Source organism: Terasakiispira papahanaumokuakeensis, from assembly GCF_001709345.1.
GTDB lineage: Bacteria > Pseudomonadota > Gammaproteobacteria > Pseudomonadales > Halomonadaceae > Terasakiispira > Terasakiispira papahanaumokuakeensis.
Map to the genome: position 1 here is coordinate 3,164,818 of NZ_MDTQ01000001.1, position 23,483 is coordinate 3,188,300.

The 23,483-nt window shown below is 53.0% G+C and carries 20 protein-coding genes and 1 riboswitch; of the genes, 8 read left to right on the top strand and 12 right to left on the bottom strand.

Annotation, left to right across the window (positions count from 1 at the left end):
* Positions 1-10: 10 nt before the first annotated feature.
* A complete protein-coding gene (locus BFW38_RS13760) occupies positions 11-817 on the top strand; it encodes an ABC transporter ATP-binding protein (protein ID WP_068999420.1) in 807 nt (268 codons plus the stop codon).
* Here BFW38_RS13760 and BFW38_RS13765 read toward each other — a convergent pair.
* The 3 genes from BFW38_RS13765 to BFW38_RS13775 all read right to left on the bottom strand — a co-directional run bounded on the left by BFW38_RS13765 (position 787) and on the right by BFW38_RS13775 (position 3,501).
* A complete protein-coding gene (locus BFW38_RS13765; protein ID WP_245686164.1) occupies positions 787-2,169 on the bottom strand; it encodes a TrkH family potassium uptake protein in 1,383 nt (460 codons plus the stop codon). The two genes, BFW38_RS13760 and BFW38_RS13765, sit on opposite strands and share 31 nt — an antisense overlap.
* A 25-nt stretch (positions 2,170-2,194) precedes the next feature.
* On the bottom strand, positions 2,195-2,851 hold the full coding sequence (locus BFW38_RS13770; RefSeq protein WP_068999422.1) for a potassium channel family protein: 657 nt from the start codon (positions 2,849-2,851) through the stop codon (positions 2,195-2,197).
* A 248-nt stretch (positions 2,852-3,099) separates the two neighbouring features.
* Entirely contained in the window at positions 3,100-3,501 is a 402-nt protein-coding gene (locus BFW38_RS13775; protein WP_068999423.1) for a nuclear transport factor 2 family protein, read from the bottom strand.
* A 128-nt stretch (positions 3,502-3,629) separates the two neighbouring features.
* Here BFW38_RS13775 and BFW38_RS13780 point away from each other — a divergent pair, with 128 nt between their 5' ends.
* Complete coding sequence (locus BFW38_RS13780; RefSeq protein WP_068999424.1) at positions 3,630-4,373, top strand: helix-turn-helix domain-containing protein; 744 nt, start codon at positions 3,630-3,632, stop codon at positions 4,371-4,373.
* Positions 4,374-4,420: 47 nt separating this feature from the next.
* On the opposite strand, the gene BFW38_RS13785 is transcribed toward BFW38_RS13780, so the two are convergent.
* A complete protein-coding gene (locus BFW38_RS13785) occupies positions 4,421-6,208 on the bottom strand; it encodes an ABC transporter ATP-binding protein (protein WP_068999425.1) in 1,788 nt (595 codons plus the stop codon).
* A gap of 289 nt (positions 6,209-6,497) precedes the next feature.
* Between BFW38_RS13785 and BFW38_RS13790 the strand changes: the two genes are divergently transcribed.
* The 5 genes from BFW38_RS13790 (at position 6,498) to BFW38_RS13810 (ending at position 13,294) form a co-directional block, all read left to right on the top strand.
* Complete coding sequence (locus BFW38_RS13790; RefSeq protein ID WP_068999426.1) at positions 6,498-7,268, top strand: ABC transporter ATP-binding protein; 771 nt, start codon at positions 6,498-6,500, stop codon at positions 7,266-7,268.
* A gap of 38 nt (positions 7,269-7,306) precedes the next feature.
* Positions 7,307-8,254 carry an ABC transporter substrate-binding protein gene (locus tag BFW38_RS13795; protein WP_175400987.1) on the top strand — a complete coding sequence of 316 codons (948 nt, stop codon included), beginning with the start codon at positions 7,307-7,309 and terminating at the stop codon, positions 8,252-8,254.
* Between the two features lie 8 nt (positions 8,255-8,262).
* The gene (gene fhuB, locus BFW38_RS13800) at positions 8,263-10,203 is read left to right on the top strand and encodes a Fe(3+)-hydroxamate ABC transporter permease FhuB (protein WP_069000491.1); all 1,941 of its coding nucleotides are present in this window, start codon (positions 8,263-8,265) and stop codon (positions 10,201-10,203) included.
* 91 nt (positions 10,204-10,294) lie between these two features.
* Positions 10,295-12,418, top strand: coding sequence for a TonB-dependent receptor (locus tag BFW38_RS13805; RefSeq protein WP_068999428.1), 2,124 nt, complete (start codon positions 10,295-10,297; stop codon positions 12,416-12,418).
* A gap of 126 nt (positions 12,419-12,544) precedes the next feature.
* Positions 12,545-13,294: a (2Fe-2S)-binding protein gene (locus BFW38_RS13810; RefSeq protein WP_068999429.1), complete on the top strand. Its 750-nt coding sequence runs from the start codon at positions 12,545-12,547 to the stop codon at positions 13,292-13,294.
* 32 nt (positions 13,295-13,326) lie between these two features.
* Here the strand turns inward: BFW38_RS13810 and ribB are convergent, their stop codons facing one another.
* From ribB to BFW38_RS13850, 8 genes are all read right to left on the bottom strand, one after another.
* Positions 13,327-14,049 carry a 3,4-dihydroxy-2-butanone-4-phosphate synthase gene (ribB, locus tag BFW38_RS13815; protein WP_084004666.1) on the bottom strand — a complete coding sequence of 241 codons (723 nt, stop codon included), beginning with the start codon at positions 14,047-14,049 and terminating at the stop codon, positions 13,327-13,329.
* Positions 14,050-14,208: 159 nt separating this feature from the next.
* Positions 14,209-14,379, bottom strand: a riboswitch (FMN riboswitch).
* A 98-nt stretch (positions 14,380-14,477) separates the two neighbouring features.
* Positions 14,478-15,248: an ATP-binding cassette domain-containing protein gene (locus tag BFW38_RS13820; RefSeq protein ID WP_068999430.1), complete on the bottom strand. Its 771-nt coding sequence runs from the start codon at positions 15,246-15,248 to the stop codon at positions 14,478-14,480.
* On the bottom strand, positions 15,235-16,263 hold the full coding sequence (locus tag BFW38_RS13825; RefSeq protein ID WP_068999431.1) for a FecCD family ABC transporter permease: 1,029 nt from the start codon (positions 16,261-16,263) through the stop codon (positions 15,235-15,237). The genes BFW38_RS13820 and BFW38_RS13825 overlap by 14 nt, the downstream gene beginning before the upstream one ends.
* On the bottom strand, positions 16,260-17,186 hold the full coding sequence (locus tag BFW38_RS13830) for a heme/hemin ABC transporter substrate-binding protein (RefSeq protein WP_175400988.1): 927 nt from the start codon (positions 17,184-17,186) through the stop codon (positions 16,260-16,262). Before BFW38_RS13830 ends, BFW38_RS13825 begins: the two co-directional genes overlap by 4 nt.
* A 248-nt stretch (positions 17,187-17,434) precedes the next feature.
* Positions 17,435-18,835, bottom strand: coding sequence for a TRAP transporter large permease (locus BFW38_RS13835; RefSeq protein ID WP_068999432.1), 1,401 nt, complete (start codon positions 18,833-18,835; stop codon positions 17,435-17,437).
* A complete protein-coding gene (locus BFW38_RS13840) occupies positions 18,835-19,392 on the bottom strand; it encodes a TRAP transporter small permease (RefSeq protein ID WP_068999433.1) in 558 nt (185 codons plus the stop codon). The genes BFW38_RS13835 and BFW38_RS13840 overlap by 1 nt, the downstream gene beginning before the upstream one ends.
* Positions 19,393-19,530: 138 nt before the next feature.
* Positions 19,531-20,517, bottom strand: coding sequence for a TRAP transporter substrate-binding protein (locus BFW38_RS13845; protein WP_068999434.1), 987 nt, complete (start codon positions 20,515-20,517; stop codon positions 19,531-19,533).
* Between the two features lie 593 nt (positions 20,518-21,110).
* The gene (locus BFW38_RS13850) at positions 21,111-21,734 is read right to left on the bottom strand and encodes a LysE family translocator (RefSeq protein WP_069000493.1); all 624 of its coding nucleotides are present in this window, start codon (positions 21,732-21,734) and stop codon (positions 21,111-21,113) included.
* Between the two features lie 279 nt (positions 21,735-22,013).
* Between BFW38_RS13850 and BFW38_RS13855 the strand changes: the two genes are divergently transcribed.
* On the top strand, positions 22,014-23,453 hold the full coding sequence (locus BFW38_RS13855) for an aminotransferase-like domain-containing protein (protein WP_068999435.1): 1,440 nt from the start codon (positions 22,014-22,016) through the stop codon (positions 23,451-23,453).
* Positions 23,454-23,483 lie beyond the last annotated feature (30 nt).

Consider the following 23,483-nt stretch of genomic DNA (forward strand, 5'->3'; position numbering starts at 1 on the left):
TGACCTCACTGTGACCGCAGCACCGCGCCTGGTCGGCCAACAATTGGTGGTCGGCTACGAAGACCGACACATTCTGAATGGCATTGACCTTGAAGTGGCCCCTCAACAAGTCACCGCATTACTCGGACCTAACGGCTGCGGTAAATCAACCTTGTTAAAAACGCTGGCACGCACGCTAACACCGATGCAAGGGCAAGTGGTCTTGGATGGTGAAGCCATCAGTCATCAGTCCACTCGAAGTATTGCCCAACGCTTGGGGATTTTGCCGCAAAGCCCAACCGCCCCAGCAGGGCTGACGGTTAAGGAACTCGTTGCACTGGGACGGTTCCCTCACCGGCGCTTATGGCGCCATAATAGCCAGGCAGATCAAGCGGCCATTGATGAAGCGATGGCGATTACCCATGTGGATAGTCTCGCGGAGCGGAGCGTCGATACACTGTCTGGCGGCCAACGCCAGCGTTGCTGGATTGCCATGGTTCTGGCTCAACAAACCGACTTGGTACTTCTGGATGAGCCTACGACCTACCTAGATCTCAAAGTACAAGTCGATTTATTGTCGTTACTGACACAGCTGGCCCATGAGCAAAACCGCACGCTTTTAGTGGTCTTGCATGACTTGAACCTCGCCGCGGCCTATGCGGATCGACTGGTCATGATGCGCGATGGACAAATTCTACAACAAGGCACCCCGCAACAAGTCTTCACCGCCGACAACCTACGGCAAGTCTTCGACCTGGAAGCCCGCATCATTCACGACCCGCTCTCAGGCACCCCCATCTGTGTGCCTCAACCAATCGGCACGGATCCGCGGGGATAACGTATCGCCTGCTCACGTCGCGCAGCCAAGAAGTAACCAATCGATAGCGGGCCAACCCGGCCCAGCAACATCGTCACGACCAGTACTAATTGTCCGCCATGAGATAAATCGCCAGTAATCCCACGACTTAACCCCACCGTCGCAAATGCTGATACGGTCTCAAAGGCCAGATCTAAAAAATGCTTACCGGGTTCCGTAATGGTTAACACAAATAAGCAAGTGAAGATCAACGCGATCCCCGCCAACGCTACTGAAACCGCTTTCATTACCGTATCCTGAGCTAAAGCACGGCCCATTAAGTGGGGTTGTGCCTGGCCGCGAAGAAAAGCCCGAGCCACCATTAATAATACGACGAAAGTCGTCAGCTTAATGCCACTGGCGGTCGATCCAGAGCCACCTCCGATAAACATCAAGAACATGGTGACCAAGCTCATGGGATCACTCAACTGGCCGGTATCCAATGTATTAAAGCCCGCCGTGCGCGGTGTAAGCGACTGGAACAAAGCCGCCTGCAAACGTGCAGAGATCGAGGGCAAGCTACCTAAAGTTCGCGGGTTTTGCCACTCCAATAACAACATGGCGACAAATCCCAGCAGCGCCAGCCATAAAGTCGCACGCAATACGATCCGGGTGTTCAGTGACAGCGATTTCCCCGGCCGCCATTCCATCAACTCACCAATCACCGTGAATCCGAGCCCGCCCATCACAAACAAGACAATGATCACCGCATTAACCAAGCCCTGATCCACCGATCGCATCAGGCTATCCGGCCAAAGTGAAAAGCCTGCATTATTAAACGCCGAGACAGCATGAAAAAAACTGGCCCAAAGCCCTTGCCCCCAGCCATATTCCGGTACCCAAACCAGTGCTAGAAATGCCGCACCCGTCAACTCAGCGACAAGGCTGACGCGAACCACCAATTGGACCAACTGCTTTAATTCAGCAAAAGAGGTGTGGTTCAAACTCTCCTTCACCAAATTACGCTGATATAACGGCAACCGAATGCCCAGTAATGACAGAGTCAGGGCGGCGAAGGTCATAAACCCAATCCCCCCTAACTGAATCAGCCCTAAGACAACGACCTGCCCCCAAAGCGTCAACTCTGAGGTCGGAATCACCGACAGCCCCGTCACCGTAATCGCAGAAGTCGCCGTGAATAGGGCTTGCCATAATGACAAAGGCTCATGAGCGGCCAAAGGCCACCATAACAGCCCAGTGCCGAATAAACTCAAGGCACCAAAGCCCAGTAACAACAACACTGGCGGGGAAATTGCGATCACCCCACTGTCGATATGACGTGGATGAAAGCGGTGATGGCGGGAACGAAAAATCGGGCGACTGAAGCGCATCATCAGCTCCTTAAAGTTTCTTACCCAATTAAAGTTTCTTACCCAATTCCCGCATACTGTCGAGATCACCCATCAGAATCAGGTGGTCTTTTTCTTTTAAATCCGTACTGTCACTAGGATCTTTTACAACCTCATGACCCCGCTTGATCGCGATTAGGCTTAGATCACATTCATCCAGCTCCAGATCTCCCACGGTTTTACAATGCTGGCTGAGTCGCTCAGTCGTCTGCAATTCGACAATAAACTTACGGTTGCCTAACTGAATAAAATCCACCATCGCGCGATAGTGCATGCTCTCGGCCACCCTTAGGCCAGTGTCATATTCCGGGTAAACCACATGCTCTGCACCCAAACGTTTCAGTAACCGGTAATGCGTATCCGAATGCGCCTTAACCCAGCGTTCCTTGGCCCCTTGCTCATGGGCTAACAGCGTACAGATCAGGCTGGCTTCAATATTGTCATCCAAATCAATCACAACGGCGTCGTAATCCCCGAGCGATAACTCTTCCAGCACCTTCTCATTGGTGACATCGCCCACCACCGCATGACTCAAGAAGTCTGCCAGCGCATTGACCCGATCTTCATTCACATCAACACCGAGCACATCATCGCCCTGACGACGCAACTCCTGCGCCACGGTCAGCCCAAAATACCCTAACCCTAAAATCGCAAACTGTTGCGCCATGTTGGCCTCACTGAATCCAAACGATGGGCATCGCCATAGCGGCGACGCCCATCGCATAAGCAAAAAACCCGGCAACCCCGAGAAGACCTGTTTATCTTGCCGCAAAGCCATACAGATGTCGTGTTTGAATCTCGTGGGCTCAGCGACCAAGGATGTGCTTATTCCTGCCATGCACCACCCAACACGCCCTTCCAGACCAACACGCCCTTCCAGAAATAAAGCTTCAGAGCCTGGGTAGAGACAACCGATCAGGACTCACTCATTGCAGACCCTAAATACCGATCTTGAGTATCGCCGTCACATAAGCGACTGTGTTCATAGCAGCTGATAATCCGACCCTCGATACATTCAAACCGGGCCAAGACTTCAAGCCGGGCGGTAGTGCCCTGGTGACGAGTGACATCAACACGATGATGAGTCATGACGGTGTTGCCATTACTGGCAATCGCAAGTATTTGAAGGTGCATCTGCTGAACTTGTGACTTCAAGTAATCGAGATGGGCCAAAAACTCGGCATAGTTCAGTGTACGACCATCGACATGCTGTTGGTACTGGGGTGAAAAGAACTGAGCGGCAGTGTCGGCGTCCAAGGCTTCAGGCCGGAGGAGCTGAGAAAGCGCTTGCTGTACGAGCTGGCAGGGAGTTTTCATTTAAGAACACCTCTTGATGTCATGACCCAGCGAAGATCACTGAGTGGTTTGAGGTGGTTTAATTTAATACATCACGACATTGTCGGTTTAACGCTATTCAGACAACAAATAAGGCTGATCAGACATCTATGGAGATCCGTTCACTCACCCATGCCTCTCAACATCACACCCAACCCCACCAACATCATGAAGGGCAATTGATTTACTTGGAAAAGGGGTTGATCCAAATTAAAACGCCTGAAGTTGAACATATCGTCACGTCAGGCGCCTTAGGTTGGCTACCTCCTGGGACATTACATCAAGCTTTAACCTTCGTAAGCACACAGGGTTGGATTCTGTACCTTCCTCATGACGAGACTCAAGCGTCGTCGATATCAAAAGGCGCCCCCAACCAAAGCGAATGGGTTCAGGCTTCAAAGCTAAGTCAGGCACTGGTGATGTCCCTGATTCAACTGGCTTCAGAGGTGACCGATGCCGCTAAGCAGGCACGGCTACAACTGATTTGGGATGAATGGTCTCGCGCGCCAACAGCAATGCTAACCTTACCCATGCCACGAGACACACGCCTATGCAAGATCGCGCTAAATATTCAGGCGAACCCGGCCACTCCCCTGTCACAAGCCGACTGGGCCAACCGCACAGGCATCAGTCCACGCCATATGAGCCGCTTATTTCAGGCTGAAACGGGCTTTAATTTTATTCAATGGCGCCAGCAGGCCCGATTAATTCATGCTTTAGCGTTATTACAGCAACCGCTCCCCATAGCCGCGATAGCTGAAGCTTGCGGCTATGCTCACCCCAGTACATTGATTCAACAGTTCAAACAACGTTTTGGTCAAACCCCTGGGGACTACCGGGCCCAGCATGCTTAATCGTCTTGGGGGTGCGTTTACTTCCCGCCTTGATAACACGGAGATCGTTATACGCCTGATACATCTGAAGCATGACCGGTCTGAACACGCCACTGGCTAGCGTAACGACCATTCAAAGCAAGCAACGCCTGATGGTCCCCTTGCTCGACAATTTCACCGTGTTCCAGAACCACAATATTGTCCGCATTCACAATGGTCGAAAGCCGGTGCGCAATCACAATCACAGTCCGGCCATGGGCAATGTGAGCCAAAGAGCGTTGAATCGCCGCCTCGGTTTCGTTATCCACCGCGCTGGTGGCTTCATCAAGAATGAGCACCGGCGCATCTTTCAGTAAGGCGCGGGCCAACGATAACCGCTGGCGTTGCCCCCCCGAAAGACGGGCACCTCTTTCACCAATCAGGGTATCAAGGCCCTCAGGCAGCGCATTGATAAAGTCCCAGGCCTCGGCCTGACGAGCGGCGCGGATGATCTCCTCATCACTGGCCTCTGGACGACCATAAGCAATGTTATCGCGAATCCGCCCTTCGAATAGATAAACGTCCTGACTGACCAGAGCAAGATGACGCCGCAACTCATGCAGTGATAACTGATCAATGGGCACACCATCCAAATACAAGGCGCCCTTTTGAGGTTGAAGGAAGCGCAGTAATAGCTTGATTAAGGTCGACTTCCCAGCCCCCGTCGTGCCCACCAGCGCGACCATTTGTCCTGCCGGAATGGTCAAGCTCACTCCCTTGATGCCACCGTGTGTTCGGCTATAACGGAAATGAACATCGGACAAGATCACTTCACCCCGCACCGGGGCGGATAACGTCTGGGTGCCTTGATCCTGAGTCTGACAGGGGGTATCCAAGAGGTTAAACAGGCGTCGCGTACTGGCCATTGCCCGCTCAAACAAATCAACCACATTGGCCAGCCCCGTCATGGGCCAAAGCAATCGCTGTGTCAAAAACACCAACACACCATAAGCGCCCACATTCAGCTCACCGGAAAGGGCCTGAAGACCGCCCACAAGAAATGTCGCGAGAAAGCCGGTCAGAATCCCCATACGAATGACGGGAATAAATGCCGAGCTCATACGTATCGCTCGCCGGTTAGCCTCAACATAAGCTTCACTATCAGCTCTGACTCGCGCGGCTTCTCGCGCTTCAGCCGTGAAACTTTTAATGGTCGCGATCCCGGCGATGTTGTTCGCCAAGCGACCAGACAAAACACCGACCTTCTCGCGAACATCGGCATACAAGGGGCTCGCTTTACGTTGAAAATAAAAAGCCCCGGCAATAATTAAAGGAACGGGCACAAAAGCCAGCAGTGCAATCAGGGGCGATAGCACAAAAAAGACCGTACCAATGGCCAATACCGTGACTAACACTTGAACGATGGCATTGGCCCCACCATCCAAAAAGCGCTCTAGCTGGTTGACATCGTCATTTAATGTCGCCACCAATTGGCCTGAAGGGCGAGACTCAAAAAAGCTCATATCCAATTGCTGTACATGTTGATAAACATCCTGACGCAAATCAGATTGCAAGCGTTGAGACAAACCTCGCCACATTAATTGATAGAGATACTCAAACAGCGATTCACCAGCCCAGATCACAAAGGTCAGGATACCCAGCATCATGATCTGAGAGCGGGGGCTCTCAAATCCAAGCTGTGCCACAAAGCTGGTCTCCTGATTGACGACGACATCAATCGCCACACCAATCAATAATTCAGGCGCGATATCAAATAGCTTGTTGATGACAGAACAGGCGATGGCACCACTGATCGTACGACGATAGCCCCGGGCATAACGCAGTAAGCGCCCCAGAGCCTTAAAACTGCTAGACATGGAAGAAAACCCTTCATTGAACGCCAGTCACTGACACGGCGGAATACTCATGCCGGTGGCGGAATGATCTCACATTGTCTCGATCACTGCTTGCACCGATAACGGCACCACAAGCCATTACCGCTACAGTAAAATCAAAACATGAGAAACATTGAAAACAATTCTTATTTGTTTTACTTTTCTCGACCTCAGCGCAGCATACACGTATCGCACCATATCCAATACCTTGCGCGCAGGCTCGAACATCAAAGTATCGAACATCAAAGTATCGAACATCTTGGAGATCCGCATGTTCAATGTCCAAGCGGCCACTTTTGCGGTCGAGGAACGCTGCCTGCTTCAGCCCTTGGATCTGAATCTACAGGGCGGTCAGGTTCACGGGCTGATTGGTCATAATGGTTCGGGTAAATCCACGCTACTTAAATTACTGGCTCGTCAGCAGCCTCGCTCCAGTGGTGAGATCACTTTCGACGGTCGGAGCTTAGATGACTGGCGCCCGCGTGAATTTGCCCGCCAAGTGGCCTACCTCCCGCAACAACTGCCCGAAAGCGGTGCCCTCCTTGGCAAGGAACTGGTCGCCTTTGGTCGCTACCCCTGGCGGGGCCTACTCGGGCGACAAAATGCAGAAGATCGTCATCAAATCGAACGCGCCATGGCGCTTACGCATACCGAAGCCTTTGCCGATCGACCGGTAGGCTTATTATCCGGTGGTGAACGCCAACGATTATGGCTGGCGATGTTACTGGCTCAACAAAGTCGTTTCTTATTATTAGATGAGCCGTTATCAGCACTGGATATTGCACACCAGGTGGACGTATTAAAACTGATCCAAAAGCTCACCCGTGAACTCGATTTAGGCGTCGTGATTGTGCTCCATGATATCAATATGGCCGCGCGCTATTGCGATAACCTAGTGGCCCTGCATCAAGGGCGCTTGCTGGAACAAGGCCCCCCCGCCACATTGATGACCAATGAAGTGCTGGCTCGTATCTATGGTTTGCCCCTCCAGGTTGTCCCCCATCCTCAGGATGCCTGCCCGGTTGCATTGGTCCCGGCATGACATACCGCTCATATCGTTTCATCACCAGGCTTCTGTGCTTGCTCATATTCAGTCTGCCGATCAACGCGGTCGCAGCAGAAGCGCCCGCCCCGACAGACACCACAAATACCCGACTCAAACCCACCCGTTTGGTGGCCTTGAACTGGACATTGGCAGAAACCATGGTGGGACTGGGCTATCAGCCGCTAGGCGTGGGCAACCTACGAGGCTATCAACAGTGGGTGGCGGAACCTCGAATGCCGGATCAGGTACACGATTTAGGCCTGCGCATTCAGCCTAACCTAGAGCTGCTCGCGACACTAAACCCAGACGCTATCCTGATGCCAGCGTTCTATGAGCCCATGCTTGACCGCCTCCGTCCAGTGGCTCCATTTAAAGTCTACAAACTCTACTCGACTGAAACCGATCTTTGGCACCGATTACAAGCCGTCACACGTGATGTGGCCCAGCGACTACATGACCCCAGCGCAGCTGATCAACTGATCCATCAAACCGATGCCACCTTTAAATATTGGCGCCAGCAACTGGCACAAGCCGCTTCAGAGCCCCCTCCGGTCCTGATTGTCCAATTTATGGATGCGCGACATATGCGCGTATTTGCCAAGCATGGTCTCTATCAACTGGTCTTGGATCAACTCGGGCTACGCAATGTATGGGATATCCCCACCAATGGCTGGGGGTTTTCGATGGCGTCTATTGATGAACTCGCCCAAAAATCACTCCCGGCAGAAACTCGACTGATTATTGTCGACCCCATGCCGCTGGGTGTGAAAGAACGCCTCCAACACAGCGGCTTATGGCAGTTATTACGCCCCGTACAACAGCAACATGTATTGAATATTCCAGCCGTTTGGAGTTTTGGCAGCTTGCCTTCAGTACAACGATTTACCCGTTTATTAGGGGCCGCGTTAGTCAACGACTTAGCTGCAACAAATCCTCCAAAGACCGCCGCAAGGCCTCAGCCCGATAATGCGATCAGCCCATGAATAACACCATGAAACGTCACCGCTGGTTACTGAATGGGGGCTTACTGCTGTCACTGATAGTGCTGGTCGCCCAGACATTGGCCCCCAGTCAGGCCCCATTGACGAGTCTATGGTCTGCCCAGGCGGCACCGTTGCTGCACTATAGCTGGTGGCCACGCCTGTTCATGGCCTTATTAGTTGGCGCGAGCTTGGGGGTTGCGGGGGTATTGATGCAGCAAGTGCTGCGTAACCCACTCGCCACACCGTTAACGTTGGGGGTCTCCAGTGGCGCCAGCCTTGCACTGATGAGCGCCACACTCATGGCCCCCAGTGTGCTTTTAATTGGCCGTGAATGGATTGCAACCCTGGGCGGTTTTGCCGCAATGGGGCTGGTGCTGATGCTCGCCTGGCGACGTCAACTCGCACCGGTTGTCGTGGTATTAGCGGGGCTGGTGATTAACCTATATGCCGGGGCCTTGAGTTTGGTGCTGCTGCTGTTCAACCAGGAAGCCCTCAGTGGCATGATGGTCTGGGGCGCAGGCTCCATGGCTCAAAATGGTTGGCATGACCTCAACTTTCTCTGGCCTCGCTTACTCGGGTCCGTCTTGGTGTTGCTACTGCTTTATCGAGCCTTGAACCTGCTAGAACTGGATGACGCCAGTATCAAAAGCCTCGGGGTGCCGGTACGCCCTTTGCGTTTAGCGGGTCTGGGGCTGGCCGTCTTCATCACTGCATGTTCAGTCAGTGTCGTTGGAGTGATCGGATTTGTCGGGCTTGCTGCACCGGCACTGGCACGTCTGACCGGTGCCCGAACATTAGGCCAGCGACTGTGGCAAGCGCCATTGCTGGGCGCACTGCTACTGGCCGTGACCGATCAACTGCTACAAGCTTTGGGCCATCTGACAGGGCAGCTCATGGCCACTGGCGCCATCACCGCCATGATTGGCGCACCGTTGTTACTGTGGTTATTGCCTCGTTTATCGTTACCCGCCTCTCGCCCTTCCAGCGGCGATGCCAGTGAATATCGGCATCGACATCCACGTCGTCTCCACTTACTGATTTTGATCCTACTGATCATCGCCATGGTATTAGCGTTGGGCTGGGGGCAATTGACGGCGGGTTGGCAATGGAGCCTAGCACCGGAGGCACTGACTTGGCGCTGGCCGCGCATGTTAGGCGCGGCTGCGGGTGGCATTCTATTGGCCTTAGCGGGCACCGTCATTCAACGAATGACCGCCAACCCCATGGCCAGCCCAGAAGTGCTAGGCATTAGCAGTGGCAGTGCCATGGGCTTAATGCTCACCCTTCTCTTCTGGCGTGGCGCCACCACCAGTAGCCTGATCATTGCCGGAACCTTAGGGGCCCTGATCGCGCTGGGGCTTTTAGTGGCCCTCAATCGACGCCATGATTTTCAACCTGCTCGGCTACTGCTGACAGGGGTGGCCATGGCCGCCCTGTTTGATGGACTTCGTACCCTGGTGCTGGCCAATGGTGATCCGCGTGGTCAGCAGATTCTGGCCTGGATATCCGGTTCCACTTATTACTTGAGCCCCACCAGCGCCATCACCGCGATGATGTTGGCGCTCTTGATGCTGGGCATCACGCTATTGCTAGCTCGCTGGCTCGACATCATGCCGCTGGGCAGTGCAACGGCGAGCGCCCTAGGCCTAGGCATGACGCAGGCACGACTGACGTTGTTGTTACTGGTCGCATTACTGACGGCCGTCGCCACCTTAATGGTGGGTCCACTCTCCTTTGTCGGCTTACTGGCGCCCCATATGGCCCGACTGATGGGCTGGAGCCGTGGGCGCGACCACCTGCTGGGTGCCGCTTTAATGGGGGCCGTGTTGATGGTGGTCGCCGACTGGCTAGGCCGACAACTGTTGTTTCCCCAAGAGCTTCCCGCTGGCATTGTCGCCACGCTCATCGGCGGCCTTTATTTCATGTGGGGGCTGAAGCGCAGCCAATAACCACACAAACCATCTCGCTTTTAACCACAAAAAAACTATCTCACTTTGTTCAAACTCATCGCGTCAATATACTGATAATAGGAAGTATGACATGTCATTCCAGACGACAGTACGCTATACCCCACTGGCCCTGGCAACGCTCACCTTAAGCGCAGCTCCACAGCTATATGCCGCTCAACCGCAAGCCGAAAAACTCGACAAGCTCGTTGTGACGGCCACCCGAACGCCCGAAACCATCAGCCAAATTCCGGGCTCGGTCTGGGTGATTGAAGGGGAAACCTTGCGGACTCAGTTAGATGCGGGTGCCGACCTGAAAACCGCATTAGGCAAGCTGGTGCCGGGTCTTGATCTGGCGCCCCAGAGTCGGACGAATTACGGACAAAATTTGCGCGGGCGGAGTGTACAAGTCCTGATTGATGGCGTGTCGATGAATAGTTCTCGTGGGCTTTCACGTCAGTTTGATTCCATTGATCCTTTTAATATCGCTCGCGTAGAAGTGCTCTCTGGCGCCAGCAGCCTTTATGGCGGCGGTGCCACCGGGGGGATCATCAATATCATTACTCAAGCGCCTGAAGAAGGACCGGCCCGCTTCCGCAGTCAGGGCGGTGTCACCACAGGCTTTAATAACAGTAATGACCTCAGTTACCGGCTGGCCCAATCAGTCACGGGAGGCACTCGAACCGTACAGGGGCGATTGTCACTCGCTTACCAAGAGGAAGGGCGCCACTACGACGCCAATGGCGATGAGATCTTTCCCGATATTGCGCAAACGGATATGCAGGATAACCGTAGCCTTGATGTGATGGGGAATTTGCGTATTCAACTCAGTGCTGATCAAACCCTAGCACTGATGCTGCAACGTTATGACTCCAAGTATGAGGGGGATCGAGGCGTCTATTTCCCTCACCTGAACGATGAGAACCCCGATCTGAGCGACGCCGAAATTCGTGACGGCTTTAGCGCAGACCGAGAACCTGCGACGGAAAGAACGCTGATCAACGCCCAGTATCATCACGCCAACCTGCTGGACCAAGACTTTTATCTACAAGCTTACTATCGCAAAGAAGAGGCCAAGTTTCAGGCCTTTCCTTATCCCAGCAATGGCAGCTATCAATTCCGGGCATCCAAACAAAATACTAAGCTCAGTGGTATCAAAGGCTTGTTCAAGGCATCACTCACGGACACGATCAGCCTGACATATGGCTTGGATTTTGATCACGAAGAATTCGATGCGACCCAGATGAGTTTCGACACTGCCGTCTCCAGTGCCACGGGAGGATTAAAGCTACGCGAAAGCAGCCTGGTGGATCGTTACCCCAGTTACGACATTGATAACCTAGCGGCCTTTGCTCAAGCCGACTGGCAATTCACAGAGCAACTCAAATTATCCGGCGGTATACGTCAACGAGAAACAGACGTTGACGTTGATGACTTCAAGAATGTGCCAGGTGGCAGTAACGATTACGATGCCACTCTCGTCAATGCGAGCTTGTTATACGACTTCAACAACGGACAGCAAACCTGGTTACGTTATAGCCAAGGGTTTGAGTTGCCTGATCCAGCCAAATATTACGGTAAAAGCGCTGAAGTCAGTGTCAGTCAAAACCCGTTATCCGCCATCAAAACCGATCAGGTTGAACTGGGCTGGCGTTTAATGGACGCGCGCTGGGATATGCAAGCGGCGATTTACTACGCTTGGTCCGATAAGGCCGTGGAAAATGCAGAGGATCTCACGGTTGAAGTCGTCGATGAAGACAAGCGTGACTATGGTTTAGAAGCTGCAGTCACACGCTACTTTGATCAAGGTTTGGAAAGCGGCGCCACCTTACACTTGGTGCGTTCAGAACAGAAAGATGCTGACAATGATTGGCAAAAGCGTGATGCCCGCTACGCCTCGTTATCATCAGCGACCGCTTACGTCGGCTGGCATGATGAAGACCGTTCTGCACGATTACAGGCCAACCATGCTTTTGATCTAGACGACGACAGTGACCACGAGATTGACGGCTACACCACTTTTGACTTGACGCTGGCTCAAACTATCGGGCCGGGCCGCGCCAGCTTAGGGGTACAAAACCTGCTCGACAAAGACTACTCAACGGTCTGGGGACAGCGGGCGAGCATGTTCTACTCGCCTTACTATGGCCCGGCCTATCTGTATGACTATAAAGGCCGCGGTCGTACCTATACGCTGAGCTATACCCTTGAGTATTAAGGTATGTTAAGCAGCGAGCGATTCAATCACTCGTCTTCACGTCGTTGATCACTCAATCTGAAAGTCGCCCCTGCACAACTCGGGCGACTTTCCAAGACCGCGGAACAAGCGCGGTCGGGAGCATTCATGACACCGCAATGGCTGACATTGACCCCAGCAGAAACCACTCACCTACAGCAGGCGCTGACAAGCCTTCAACAAGTACTGAGCCATAACGCTGATCGCCTGGATCTCACACAACTTGCCCATGTATTACCGCTGACAACATCGTCTCACGCCAGTGAACGCCTCACTTATGGCGCGTTATTGGCACGTGACTTATTGTTGAAATGGCTAGGCCCTCTCACCATAAGGCAAATATTAGACCAACAGGCCCCGGCACCAGATAGTACTCCCCTGAATATCGAATGGCGCCCTGACTCATTGGGGTTTGTACTCGCGCCCAGTATACTCAGCACACCCAGTTTAGAGTTAGATCGATGGATCCCGTCTGTTCGTAATTGGCTGACCCAATTAGAAGAAGCGTTTCGGACTCAATTACGCGTCGGGAAAGGGGCTTTCTGGAGTAGCGCCGCACTGGCCTTGGCAATGCCTTGGACACAGCTACAGAGCTTTCGACCCGCAGATGAACTGGAATCAGGCAGCCATGCTTGGCTGACCTATCTAGATGACCGGCTGCCCCGCTACTTACGCTGGCGTGAAGCCCATGCTGAGGGTCAAGCTCGAAAACTCCCTAATCGACGAGGTTGTTGCCTACGTTACCGGTTGCCTGAGCAACCCCATCTATGTGGCACCTGTGGCAGGCGTAAGCAAGCAGACCTGGACCAAATGTTCGCCAATCGACTGCGTTTAGCACGAGAGGCTGCCTTAAATTAAGGCAGCCGTTTTAGCTTTTAATCAACTGGGCCTTAAGCCAGCTCAGTCGGCGAAGCAAGAGCGGGGTGATCAGTCATCGCCGTCATATCGGAAGCGTTGAGGATATAAGCCACCAAATCCTCAATGGACAGCACCGGCATATGATGCCGTTGACCAAAGTCTAAAATCTCAGGCAATCGCGCCATGGTGCCATCATCTAATGTCACCTCGCAAAGTACCCCGGCAGACTTCAGCCCAGCCAAACGCATCAGATCAATGGTGCCTTCGGTATGCCCACGGCGGGTCAAGACCCCCCCTTCACGAGCCCGTAGCGGGAACATATGTCCAGGACTCGCCAAATCACTCGGTTGGGCATGATCGGCAATCGCTGCCTTCACCGTGGTCACACGATCCGCTGCCGATACGCCGGTGGTCACCCCTTCACGGGCCTCAATGGAAACCGTGAATCCAGTGCCATAACGGCTCTTGTTATCAGACACCATCATGGGCAACTGTAATTGTGCGATTTTGGCCTCAGTCAGACATAAGCAGACAATGCCACTGCCATGACGAATCATCAGCGCCATCTGCTCAGACGTGATCGACTCGGCGGCAAAAATCATATCGCCTTCATTTTCGCGGTCGGCATCATCGACCAGTAAAACACCATGGCCATCACGCAGTGCCGCTAGCGCTCGCTCAACACGCGTATGAGGGTCGCCCGGTAACGTATCTTGAGCGGTGGATTCAGTGGTCATCGAAGAGAACTGATTCATTTCACATTCCTAGAAATACCGATGCGGAGCATCGTTGAATGGATGAATCAGGGCATGAGGAGACACCGTCACCCGCCTATAGGGTCGACGGCAATGAGCCCGCCCTATTGCGCTGACAACGGTAAAAGGACAGCATCGGCATCGCCGCGGCTATCGATCATTTATTCTCTCTCATCCGGACTGTTACCGTCGGCTCCGGTTTCTCACCGGATCTGCTGGACCCTGCAACATAGTGAACTCTACAACATAGATTGCAAGCGCTCGCGGGCTTAGTGAGACATCACTCACTTTACCGCCGGTCGGGAATTGCACCCTGCCCTGAGAATAAGCTTCATGAATTGATTAAGAAGCCTGATCACTTTAGCGCGGACCGATATATAGCGCAAATCGATACGGGTTCACTGAATGATATAAAAGACGCTATACCGCTAGGTTTTCAGGGCCAATAACGGTGCATCCGCATGATGAGACCATTCAAGATCCGCATGATAGATCTGTGATAAACGCTCCACATCCAGGACCTCTGCGGGTGATCCCATGGCTAAGCACTGGCCTTGATCCAACAGCCAGACCTGATCCGCATAACGCGCCGCCAAGTTAAGATCATGCAATACACACACGACAGCCAACGGCTGCGCTTGGGAGAGCTGGCGCAAACAACGCATTAAACGCTGTTGTTGACCCAAATCTAATGCACTGGTCGGTTCATCCAGCAACAAAAGGCCAGACAACGCCAGCATTGACGATGCACAGGGCGTCACAGGCGCAGTCACCAACTGCCCTAACGCACGGGCAATCATCACCCGCTGACGCTCGCCTCCTGAAAGACGTTGCACCCCACGTTGTTGGAGGTGGGCAATATCCAGCCAGTGTAAAATAGTGAGCATCACCTCGCGGGGGACAGCATGGCCCAGGCTCACGAGATCCATGACAGACCAATCAAACACGGGCGCACTCTGCTGTGAGACTAACGCTCGCTGTGTCGCCAGTTCGGCAGAAGACCATGCCGCCAAAGGCCGCCCTTGAAAATCAACATCACCTTGCTCAGGCGCTCGAAAGCCCGACAGCATTTGCAGCAACGTACTTTTACCCGCACCGTTGGGGCCCACAATCGCCACTAATTGATGGGGCTGAATCGAGCCAGACAACGGCTGTATCTGCGGCGGCTGAACAAATCCCGCCTGATTAAGCTTGAGCATGCCGTTGCCCTCGCACCAGTAACCACAAGAAGTAAGGTCCTCCGATCAAACTGGTCAATACGCCAACCGGTAACTCTGCCGGAGGCGCTAAGCTACGCGCTAGCATATCGGCACAAACCAATAAGGCCGCGCCCCCTAACATAGATGCCGGCAGTAACAAACGATGACCAGGCCCCAACCATAAGCGCAAAGCATGAGGGACCAACAAGCCGACAAATCCAATAATGCCGCTCAAGGCCACGCATAGACCGACCCCTAAGGCGCTCCACAACACCACTGAACGCCGTAACCGTGGAATATCGAGGCCCGCACCATGAGCCGTTAAATCACCCAACTGAAGTAAATCCAAATCACCAGCACGGCGCCATAACCCCCAGGCCGCCACTGGCATCAGTACCAAACCGACCACCACAGGAGGCCACAAGGACTGAGTCAGGCTCCCCATGCCCCAAAGGCTTAACTGCCGTAGTTGCTCATCATTGGCTAGAAAGGCCAGCAGCCCACCTCCTGCTGACGCCAGTGCCGTAATCGCTAAACCAGCCAATAACAACGTCAACAAACTATCACCACTGGCGCGCCCTTGGCCCAGGGTAAAAACCAACAAGCTCACCACCAAAGCGCCTAGAAAACCAGCGCCGAACTGACCATAAAGACCCCAGTCGCCGACAAAGCCTTGAAAAAACACGATCCAAATCGCAACAGCCAGACCCGCCCCACTGGCCATCCCCAATAACGTCGGATCAGCTAACGGATTACGAAACAGCCCTTGCATGGCCGTCCCACTCGCAGCCAACATCGCCCCGACCATCAGCCCCAGTAATAATCTCGGCAAGCGTAGCGCAGCCCAAATCGTCAAGACCTGGTCCATCGGAGCTGAACCGTTTGTCAACGCCTGTAAACCAATACCGCCCTGATAAGCCGCCCAAGCCAAGATCAAACAGAGGCCAATGAATAAACTCCATAGCGGCGCACCTTTTAGCGACAAACGCGGCCCGAATCGAATCACGGCGCTCATGGCACGGCGCTCGCTGGCGCCTCATCCACAGGTTGAAGCGGACGATCAAATGAGCGTTGAATGGCCTGTCGCAATGCCAGCAATGCCTTAGGCGTTCGCGGCCCGGATGTGAGCAAGGCAGTTTCATCCAGCACCATCACCTGCGCGGTCTGACCCGCCGGTGTCATGCTTAACCCGGGAATACGCCACAACCCCGCTTCCCCGCCCAACGACTTTAAGCCCGCCGCAGAGACCAATACGAGATTAGGCTGCGCCTGTAACAAGCCATCAGCCCCAATCCGTTGATAGCCCTGCATATCATGAAACGCATTGCTCACTCCCAGAGATTGCATCATCAGGTCTGCACTGGTGCCACTGCCGGCCACCATCGGGGCCATCCCCGCATGACTGAGTATCAGCATGGCCTTCACATGGGCGAGATCTGGAATGTCTTCAACCTCATGCAGCGCGGGAGTCAACTCACGATTCAATTGCTGAGCAGCTTGGGACCTCCCCAGTGCCGCCCCCACCTGACGGACCTTTTCAGGAAGATCCGACACACGATCTGAAGCTTGAACCCAATGCACTTCAACACCGGTTGCGGCCACTTGTTCAACCACTTCACGAGGAGACGCTTTATGGCTGACGATCAGACGCTGAGGGTGTAGCGTCATTAAACTCTCGGCACTGAGTCGACGTAAATAACCCACAGAGGGCAACGATTGAATGCGCGGCGGGGCAAGGCTGGTATCGTCGCGCCCGACCAATTGAGATTCCGCCCCCAAGGCCACGGCAATCTCGGTCACATCCCCGCCAATGGTCAAAGTCGGAAGCGCTTTAGCCTGCACCGTATGCCCCCAACTCAGAGCGCCTAAACTCAACAGGCCCAACCCTAGCCATTTCACAAAATGACCGTTGGTCGCCCACTGCCTGATCCTCATCATAATCCCCTTGTCATCATGGCTCATCCCATCAGCCCGTGTTCATCCATCCTGCGTTCACCTATCCTACGGACATGACAGAATACCGAATCAATCCCATCCAATTATGATAATCATTATCAATGAATGGCAAGAGTCATCACATGAAAATATCTTTAAGGACCGATAACAAAAAAGCCCATCCACAAGGGATGGGCCGATCATACAAAACGGATGATCACATTGGATCAGGCACTCAACTTGGGGGCAATTTAAAACCCTTTGGCTGGACCATCCAATAATTCCGGCAGAAACAGACTGATTTCCGGGATATAAGTAATCAACATCAAGAAGCCTAATAAGAGCACCAGCCAAGGCAAGGCGGCACGAATCGCCCAGCCGATACTTTCCCCGGTAATCCCCGCTGTCACAAAGAGGTTCAACCCAACAGGCGGTGTCAGCATCCCGATCTCCATATTCACCACCATGATCACGCCGAGGTGAACCGGATCAATCCCCAGCTGCATGGCAATCGGGAACAAAATCGGCGCCATGATCAAGATAATCGCAGACGGCTCCATAAAGTTACCGGCGATCAACAGCAGAATATTCACCACAATCAAGAAGCCCCAAGCAGGCAGCCCCCACCCGGTGATGGTTTCGGCAATGGCATGCGGGATACGTTCATTGGTCAACACATAAGCGAACAGCATGGCGTTGGCAATGATGAACAACAGCATCAAAGAGACTTTGGCCGCATCCATCACCACTTGGCGCACTTCCGGGTGCCAGAAACTGCGCACAAAGCCCGTTGGCACTTCAAGAATGGCACGGGCAATCGCTTGGCCCACAGATTCACCCTCACGCACCCAAGGGCTATTCTTCAACGGCCCCATATCCCGGTAACCAATCACCGCCACCAAGAATGCATACACAGCCGCCACAGACGCCGCCTCTGTTGGGCTGGCGACCCCGCCATAAATCGAGCCTAAAACCAATACAATCAAAAACAGCCCCGCAGCCGCATGACTCCCTGAAATCACTAACTTACCAAGACCGGGGAAAGGGACTGGCTGCAATTTCATCCGGCGGGCGACAATATAAATCGCCACCATCAGGATGGTCCCCATCATCAGGCCAGGAATCATCCCCGCCATAAACATTCGGGCCGCGGAGACCTCTGTTGCCGCAGAGTAAACCAACATCACGATAGACGGCGGAATCAGAATCCCCAAAGTCCCCGCATTGGCGATGACCCCCGCGGCCATGGCTTTGGGATAACCTTGACGGACCATACCGGCAATCACAATCGAACCAATCGCGGCGACCGTCGCCGGTGAAGACCCCGAGACAGCGGCAAAAATCATACACGCCAATACCGACGCCATGGCCAAACCACCCCGGATATGACCGACGCAGTCCACAGCAAAATCAATAATACGGCGGGCAACGCCCCCGGTAGACAAAAACGCGGAAGACAGTACAAAAAACGGAATCGCCAACAACGTATAGTGACTACCCGCATCGCTGTAGAGCTTCACCGCGACAGAGCCTAAAGAGTCACTGGTAAAAAATAATATCACCGAAAGGCTGGATAGCCCCAAGGCAAAAGCAATCGGCATGCCAATCAGCATGCAGCCGAACAAAACGGCGAAGAGCGTTAAAGTTGCCATTAGTTATTTTTCTCCCCATTTTGGCCTTGGGCTTCTTCAGCCAAGCGCATACTTTCGCTGGCTTCATCGACCATGTGGAAACTGCTCTGCTGATTGCTCAGAACACGCCAAGCGATATAAAGGAAGTTCAAACTTAATAAGGAGAAAGCGACCAACAAAATCGATAAGGCATGCCAACGTTTAAACGGCAAATCTTCCATATCGACATTAATCAATTGCATCAGCTTGATATATTCCCAAGACCCCATCAGGAAAATAGCGCAGTAAATCAAGCAGCCGATAATCGCGACCCCCGTCAGTAAACGCTGCAACGGGTTAGGAAAAAGCTTAATCAAGGCATCAACACTGATATGAGCCCCTTGTCTCAATGCCCAGGATGCGCCGAACAAGACAAACCAAGACGCCATCGTCAGGACCAACTCTTCGGCCCAGAGCACACCATGGTCAAAGCCATAGCGCAGAACCACTTCTACAAACACAATACCGGTCATCAAGGCCAGCAACAGGCCAATGATGGTGCGCTCAACACGCTCAAGCAGGCTGAACAAGGCGGTCATGAATCTTCTCCAACATTGGCCCCAAACAGGGGCCTGGACTGATGACTAAGGCATCAAAAGTGGCCGGGCCTACTCTCAAGCGCTCAACGATACCGCGTCGCAGAGCAAAGCCCAGCCAATGCCTCTATACCCGGGGCGTTACTGATTAGCTTTCAATGCGGCATCAATCAGATCACGACCAATGTCATCTTCAAATTCAGACCAAACCGGCTTTTCTGCTTCAACCCAAGCTTGACGCTGCTCAGCTGACATTTGAACGACTTTGGTGCCCTCATCATCGATAATGGCCTGACGATCACGGGCAGCCAGATCAGCAGATTGCTCGTTGCCGTATGCAATGGCTTCATTCATGGCTTTGTTTAACTTGTCACGCACATCGGGCTCTAAACCGTTCCAGAAAGAAGCCGATGTAACGACCAGATAATCCAACACCCCATGATTGGACTCAGTCACATAGTCCTGCACTTCAAAGAACTTCTTCGAGTAAAGGTTCGACCAAGGATTCTCGGCGCCATCAATCGCTTTGGTTTGCAGCAGCGTAAAGACTTCAGAGAAGGGTTTTTTTACCGGAATCGCATCAACGGCCTCAAACTGAGCAGCCAGGATGTCGGATGTTTGAATACGGAATTTTTTCCCCGCCGCATCTTCCGGTGTCAAAATTGGTTCATTGGCTGAAAACTGCTTCATACCGTTATGCAGATAGCCCAAGCCGATCAGGCCTTTATCTTCCATTGAGTTCAGCAAAGACTGACCCGCTTCGCTTTGTTGGAAACGGTCTACAGCGGCCATATCGTCAAACAGGAAAGGCAGATCAAAGACCTGGAGCTTATTGGTAAAACGTTGGAACTTAGACAGAGAGGGCGCTGCGATCTGCACATCACCCAGCAGCATCGCCTCTAGGACACGGCTGTCATCATACAGCTGAGAGTTTGGGAACACCTGAACGTCCAACCCGGGCACGGCCGCCTCTGCTAACTCTTCAAATTTACGTGCCATTTTGCCTTTAGGCGTATTCTCAGCCACCACGTGGGAGAACTTGATCGTCATATCGGCTGCTTGCGCGCCACCAGCAAGAATTCCCACCGCAGCGACAGCAGATGCCAATACCGTTTTCATCAATTTCATGGGTGTTCCTCTTCGTCGTTAGCTGCGCTGCTTAATCGATAGCCACTGATAAAAATCGAATACAGGCAGCGGTTTATTGTAATAACGCTTTATTGAGATGACGGCCTTATCGAACGACCTGCCCCGGTGATCAGCCCTGATGATCAACCGCTGACGAGGTGGTCCGGTCATAAAGCAATCCGCGACTTTCAACACCCTACCAAGCAAAACCAATGCCAATTTATTTTTATCGTTAAAAAACAATTAAATACATTAAAAATTAGACTAAAGTCATGACCATCTAAAGTCTAAACTTGAATGCCATTCGTGCGGGTTTCCACACACCGCCAAATAACGCTCGTGCGGACTTCCGCACAGGCCACCATTTCTGAAATGACATCGGTATTGACGCATCACAACGTCACATTTAATGCCATACCCCCATCGATATTCACGGAACAAGATCATCTGGTTAAAGAAGCGGCGTTCGATAAGTCATTTTTAAGCCATTCAGACCAGACCATCCGCCCATAAAAAGTGGACGATTACGCTAACGTCAAACGGGATGTGCGGATATCCGCACATCCCGTCATATTCATGGTGAGATCAGTGAATTAGCTGAGGATCAGCAGTACACAAGCGGCCGTCATCGCCCCCATCACGCCATTGAAACAACGCCAATGCCATGCTTTCTTCAACAACCGACCGATCGCCACACCAAATCCTGCCCACATGGCAATAGACGGGAGATTAGTCAAACCACATAGCACTGTGACAAACGCCGCCGACAACCAAAACTCATCACCCGTCCAGGTAAAAGAAGCAATGGCAGAAATCGCCATGACCCAACACTTAGGGTTCACAAACTGAAAACTGAGCGCCTGCCAGAAAGAAAAAGGACGCCCGGACACCCCCTCTTCAGTCGACACCGCAAGTTCGGGGGCTGGCGCTTTTGCAATTTTCCAAGCCAGCCAGAGTAAATAAGCACTACCGATCACCTTTAGCCCTTGCTGCAATATCGGCCACTGCTGGAACAAGCTGCCCAGACCTAACGCGACCGCCACCATCAACACCATAAACCCGATGGAAATCCCTAACATATGGGGCAAGGTGCGATAAAAGCCATACTGCGCACCTGATGCTGTCAACATCATGTTATTAGGCCCAGGTGTTGCCGACATCGTTAATGCAAACATCACAACAGGGCCCGCCAGCCCCCACCAAGACAATATCTCCATCACCATTCCCTCACTCAACTCGCATGCACCAATCCTGGCTGATCTGCCGCACTGAGCGTGACTGACGACAATATTCATCAGGTTCAAATGATCAGCGCCCCTCAAATCATAAAAATTGTATGCACACAATTAGAAAATAAATCATGACAATCGTGGCATTGGGTGAGTATGCTGGGCTTTCAGAAGAGTGCAATCAGGAAGTTGTGATCCATACAATAGATTGTGCCCCTAACAATTCGGCCCCTAGCTCTTGGTGCCACCAACAGCCGAGGAAACCGCATGCCATCAGCACCTTCTATTCAGGAAAAAGCGCGTCAACGTTGCCACTGGTTGCCAGATCTTTCCCAACACCGAGGCGCTCGCTACCAAGGCATTGTGGATGCATTGGCTCATGCCATTACACAAGGGACCTTGGCGCCGGGCGAACGGCTCCCGCCGCAACGGTTAATGGCCGATGCTTTAGGCGTCACGGTGGGTACGATCACCCGAGCTTATCGGGAGGCTGAACGGCGAGGATTAGTCGAAGCGAAGGTGGGCAGCGGCACTCGAATCAAAAGCGCTTTATCAGAATCAGACAAACCCTCTTTCTCCCATTTGTCTCAAGCGGCGGCCGACAGTATCGACCTCTCACTCTCAATACAGACCCCTCATCCGGGTCGGCACACTTTATGGACTTCTCTGATCCATGAGTTTGGCGATCAAACCCACGCCTCAACCTTGGCATTGGATTACCAAACGGAGCAGGGCGCCCTGGCGCATCGCCAACAATTGGCGGATTGGTTGAACCAACAGTCTCTGCATGTCGATGCCAATGAGTTAATTCTCACTACGGGCGGTCAACATGCCGACTATCTCGCACTGCAAGCGTTGGTCCGCCCAGGAGAGGCCGTTGCTTCAGCGGCATTGACTTACCCAGGCATGATTGCCGCCAGCCGACAGCTGGGTTTCAAGCATATTGCGGTGCCCATGGATGCCGAGGGCATTCAGCCTGAAGCGTTGGAAAGGCTCTGTCAGCAACAACGCATTCGAATGCTGTATGTCATGCCTGAACATAACAATCCAACCGGTGCTCACATGAGCGAGACACGGCGCCAAGCCATTGTCGATGTGGCACGTCGGCATGATATGTTCTTGCTGGAAGACGGCGTTCAGTTTGTCCCCGCCGCTTATCGAGGCCGACCTTTTTTTGAACTCGCCCCAGAGCGTTCACTCTATATTTTCAGTATTTCCAAGTTGCTCTCTGGGGGCTTAAGATTTGGTGCTTTAAGAGCCCCAGCAGCATTAGTCAGCCGACTGACAGCGGCTTTAAGAGCTCAATGCTGGTCATTGCCAGGCATTGTTCCCTGCTTGGCCCTGGCTTGGCTCACCTCGCCCCAAGGCAATGCCATCATTGATTGGCAATGGCAGGAAGTTATCGCGCGCCACCAACTTCTGGACCAATACCTCGCAGGCTATACCCTTAGCACTCACCCTTGCAGCTTCCATGCTTGGTTGAAATTACCCGAGCCTTGGCGAGCCCATGAATTTGTTCAACAAGCCGCCTCCGTCGGTGTCACCCTGATCAATCCTGACCCCTTCTGCGTGGGCAGCCAACCCGCGCCCCAATCCGTCCGTATCTGTTTAACACCACCGGAGCAACGGGAACGTTTAGCATTAGGGCTGGAACGGCTGGCGCGCTTACTGCATACAGGGCCGCCTTTACGGATGCCGCTGGTGTAGAGACTCACGCTAAAGCAATGCGCTGAATTT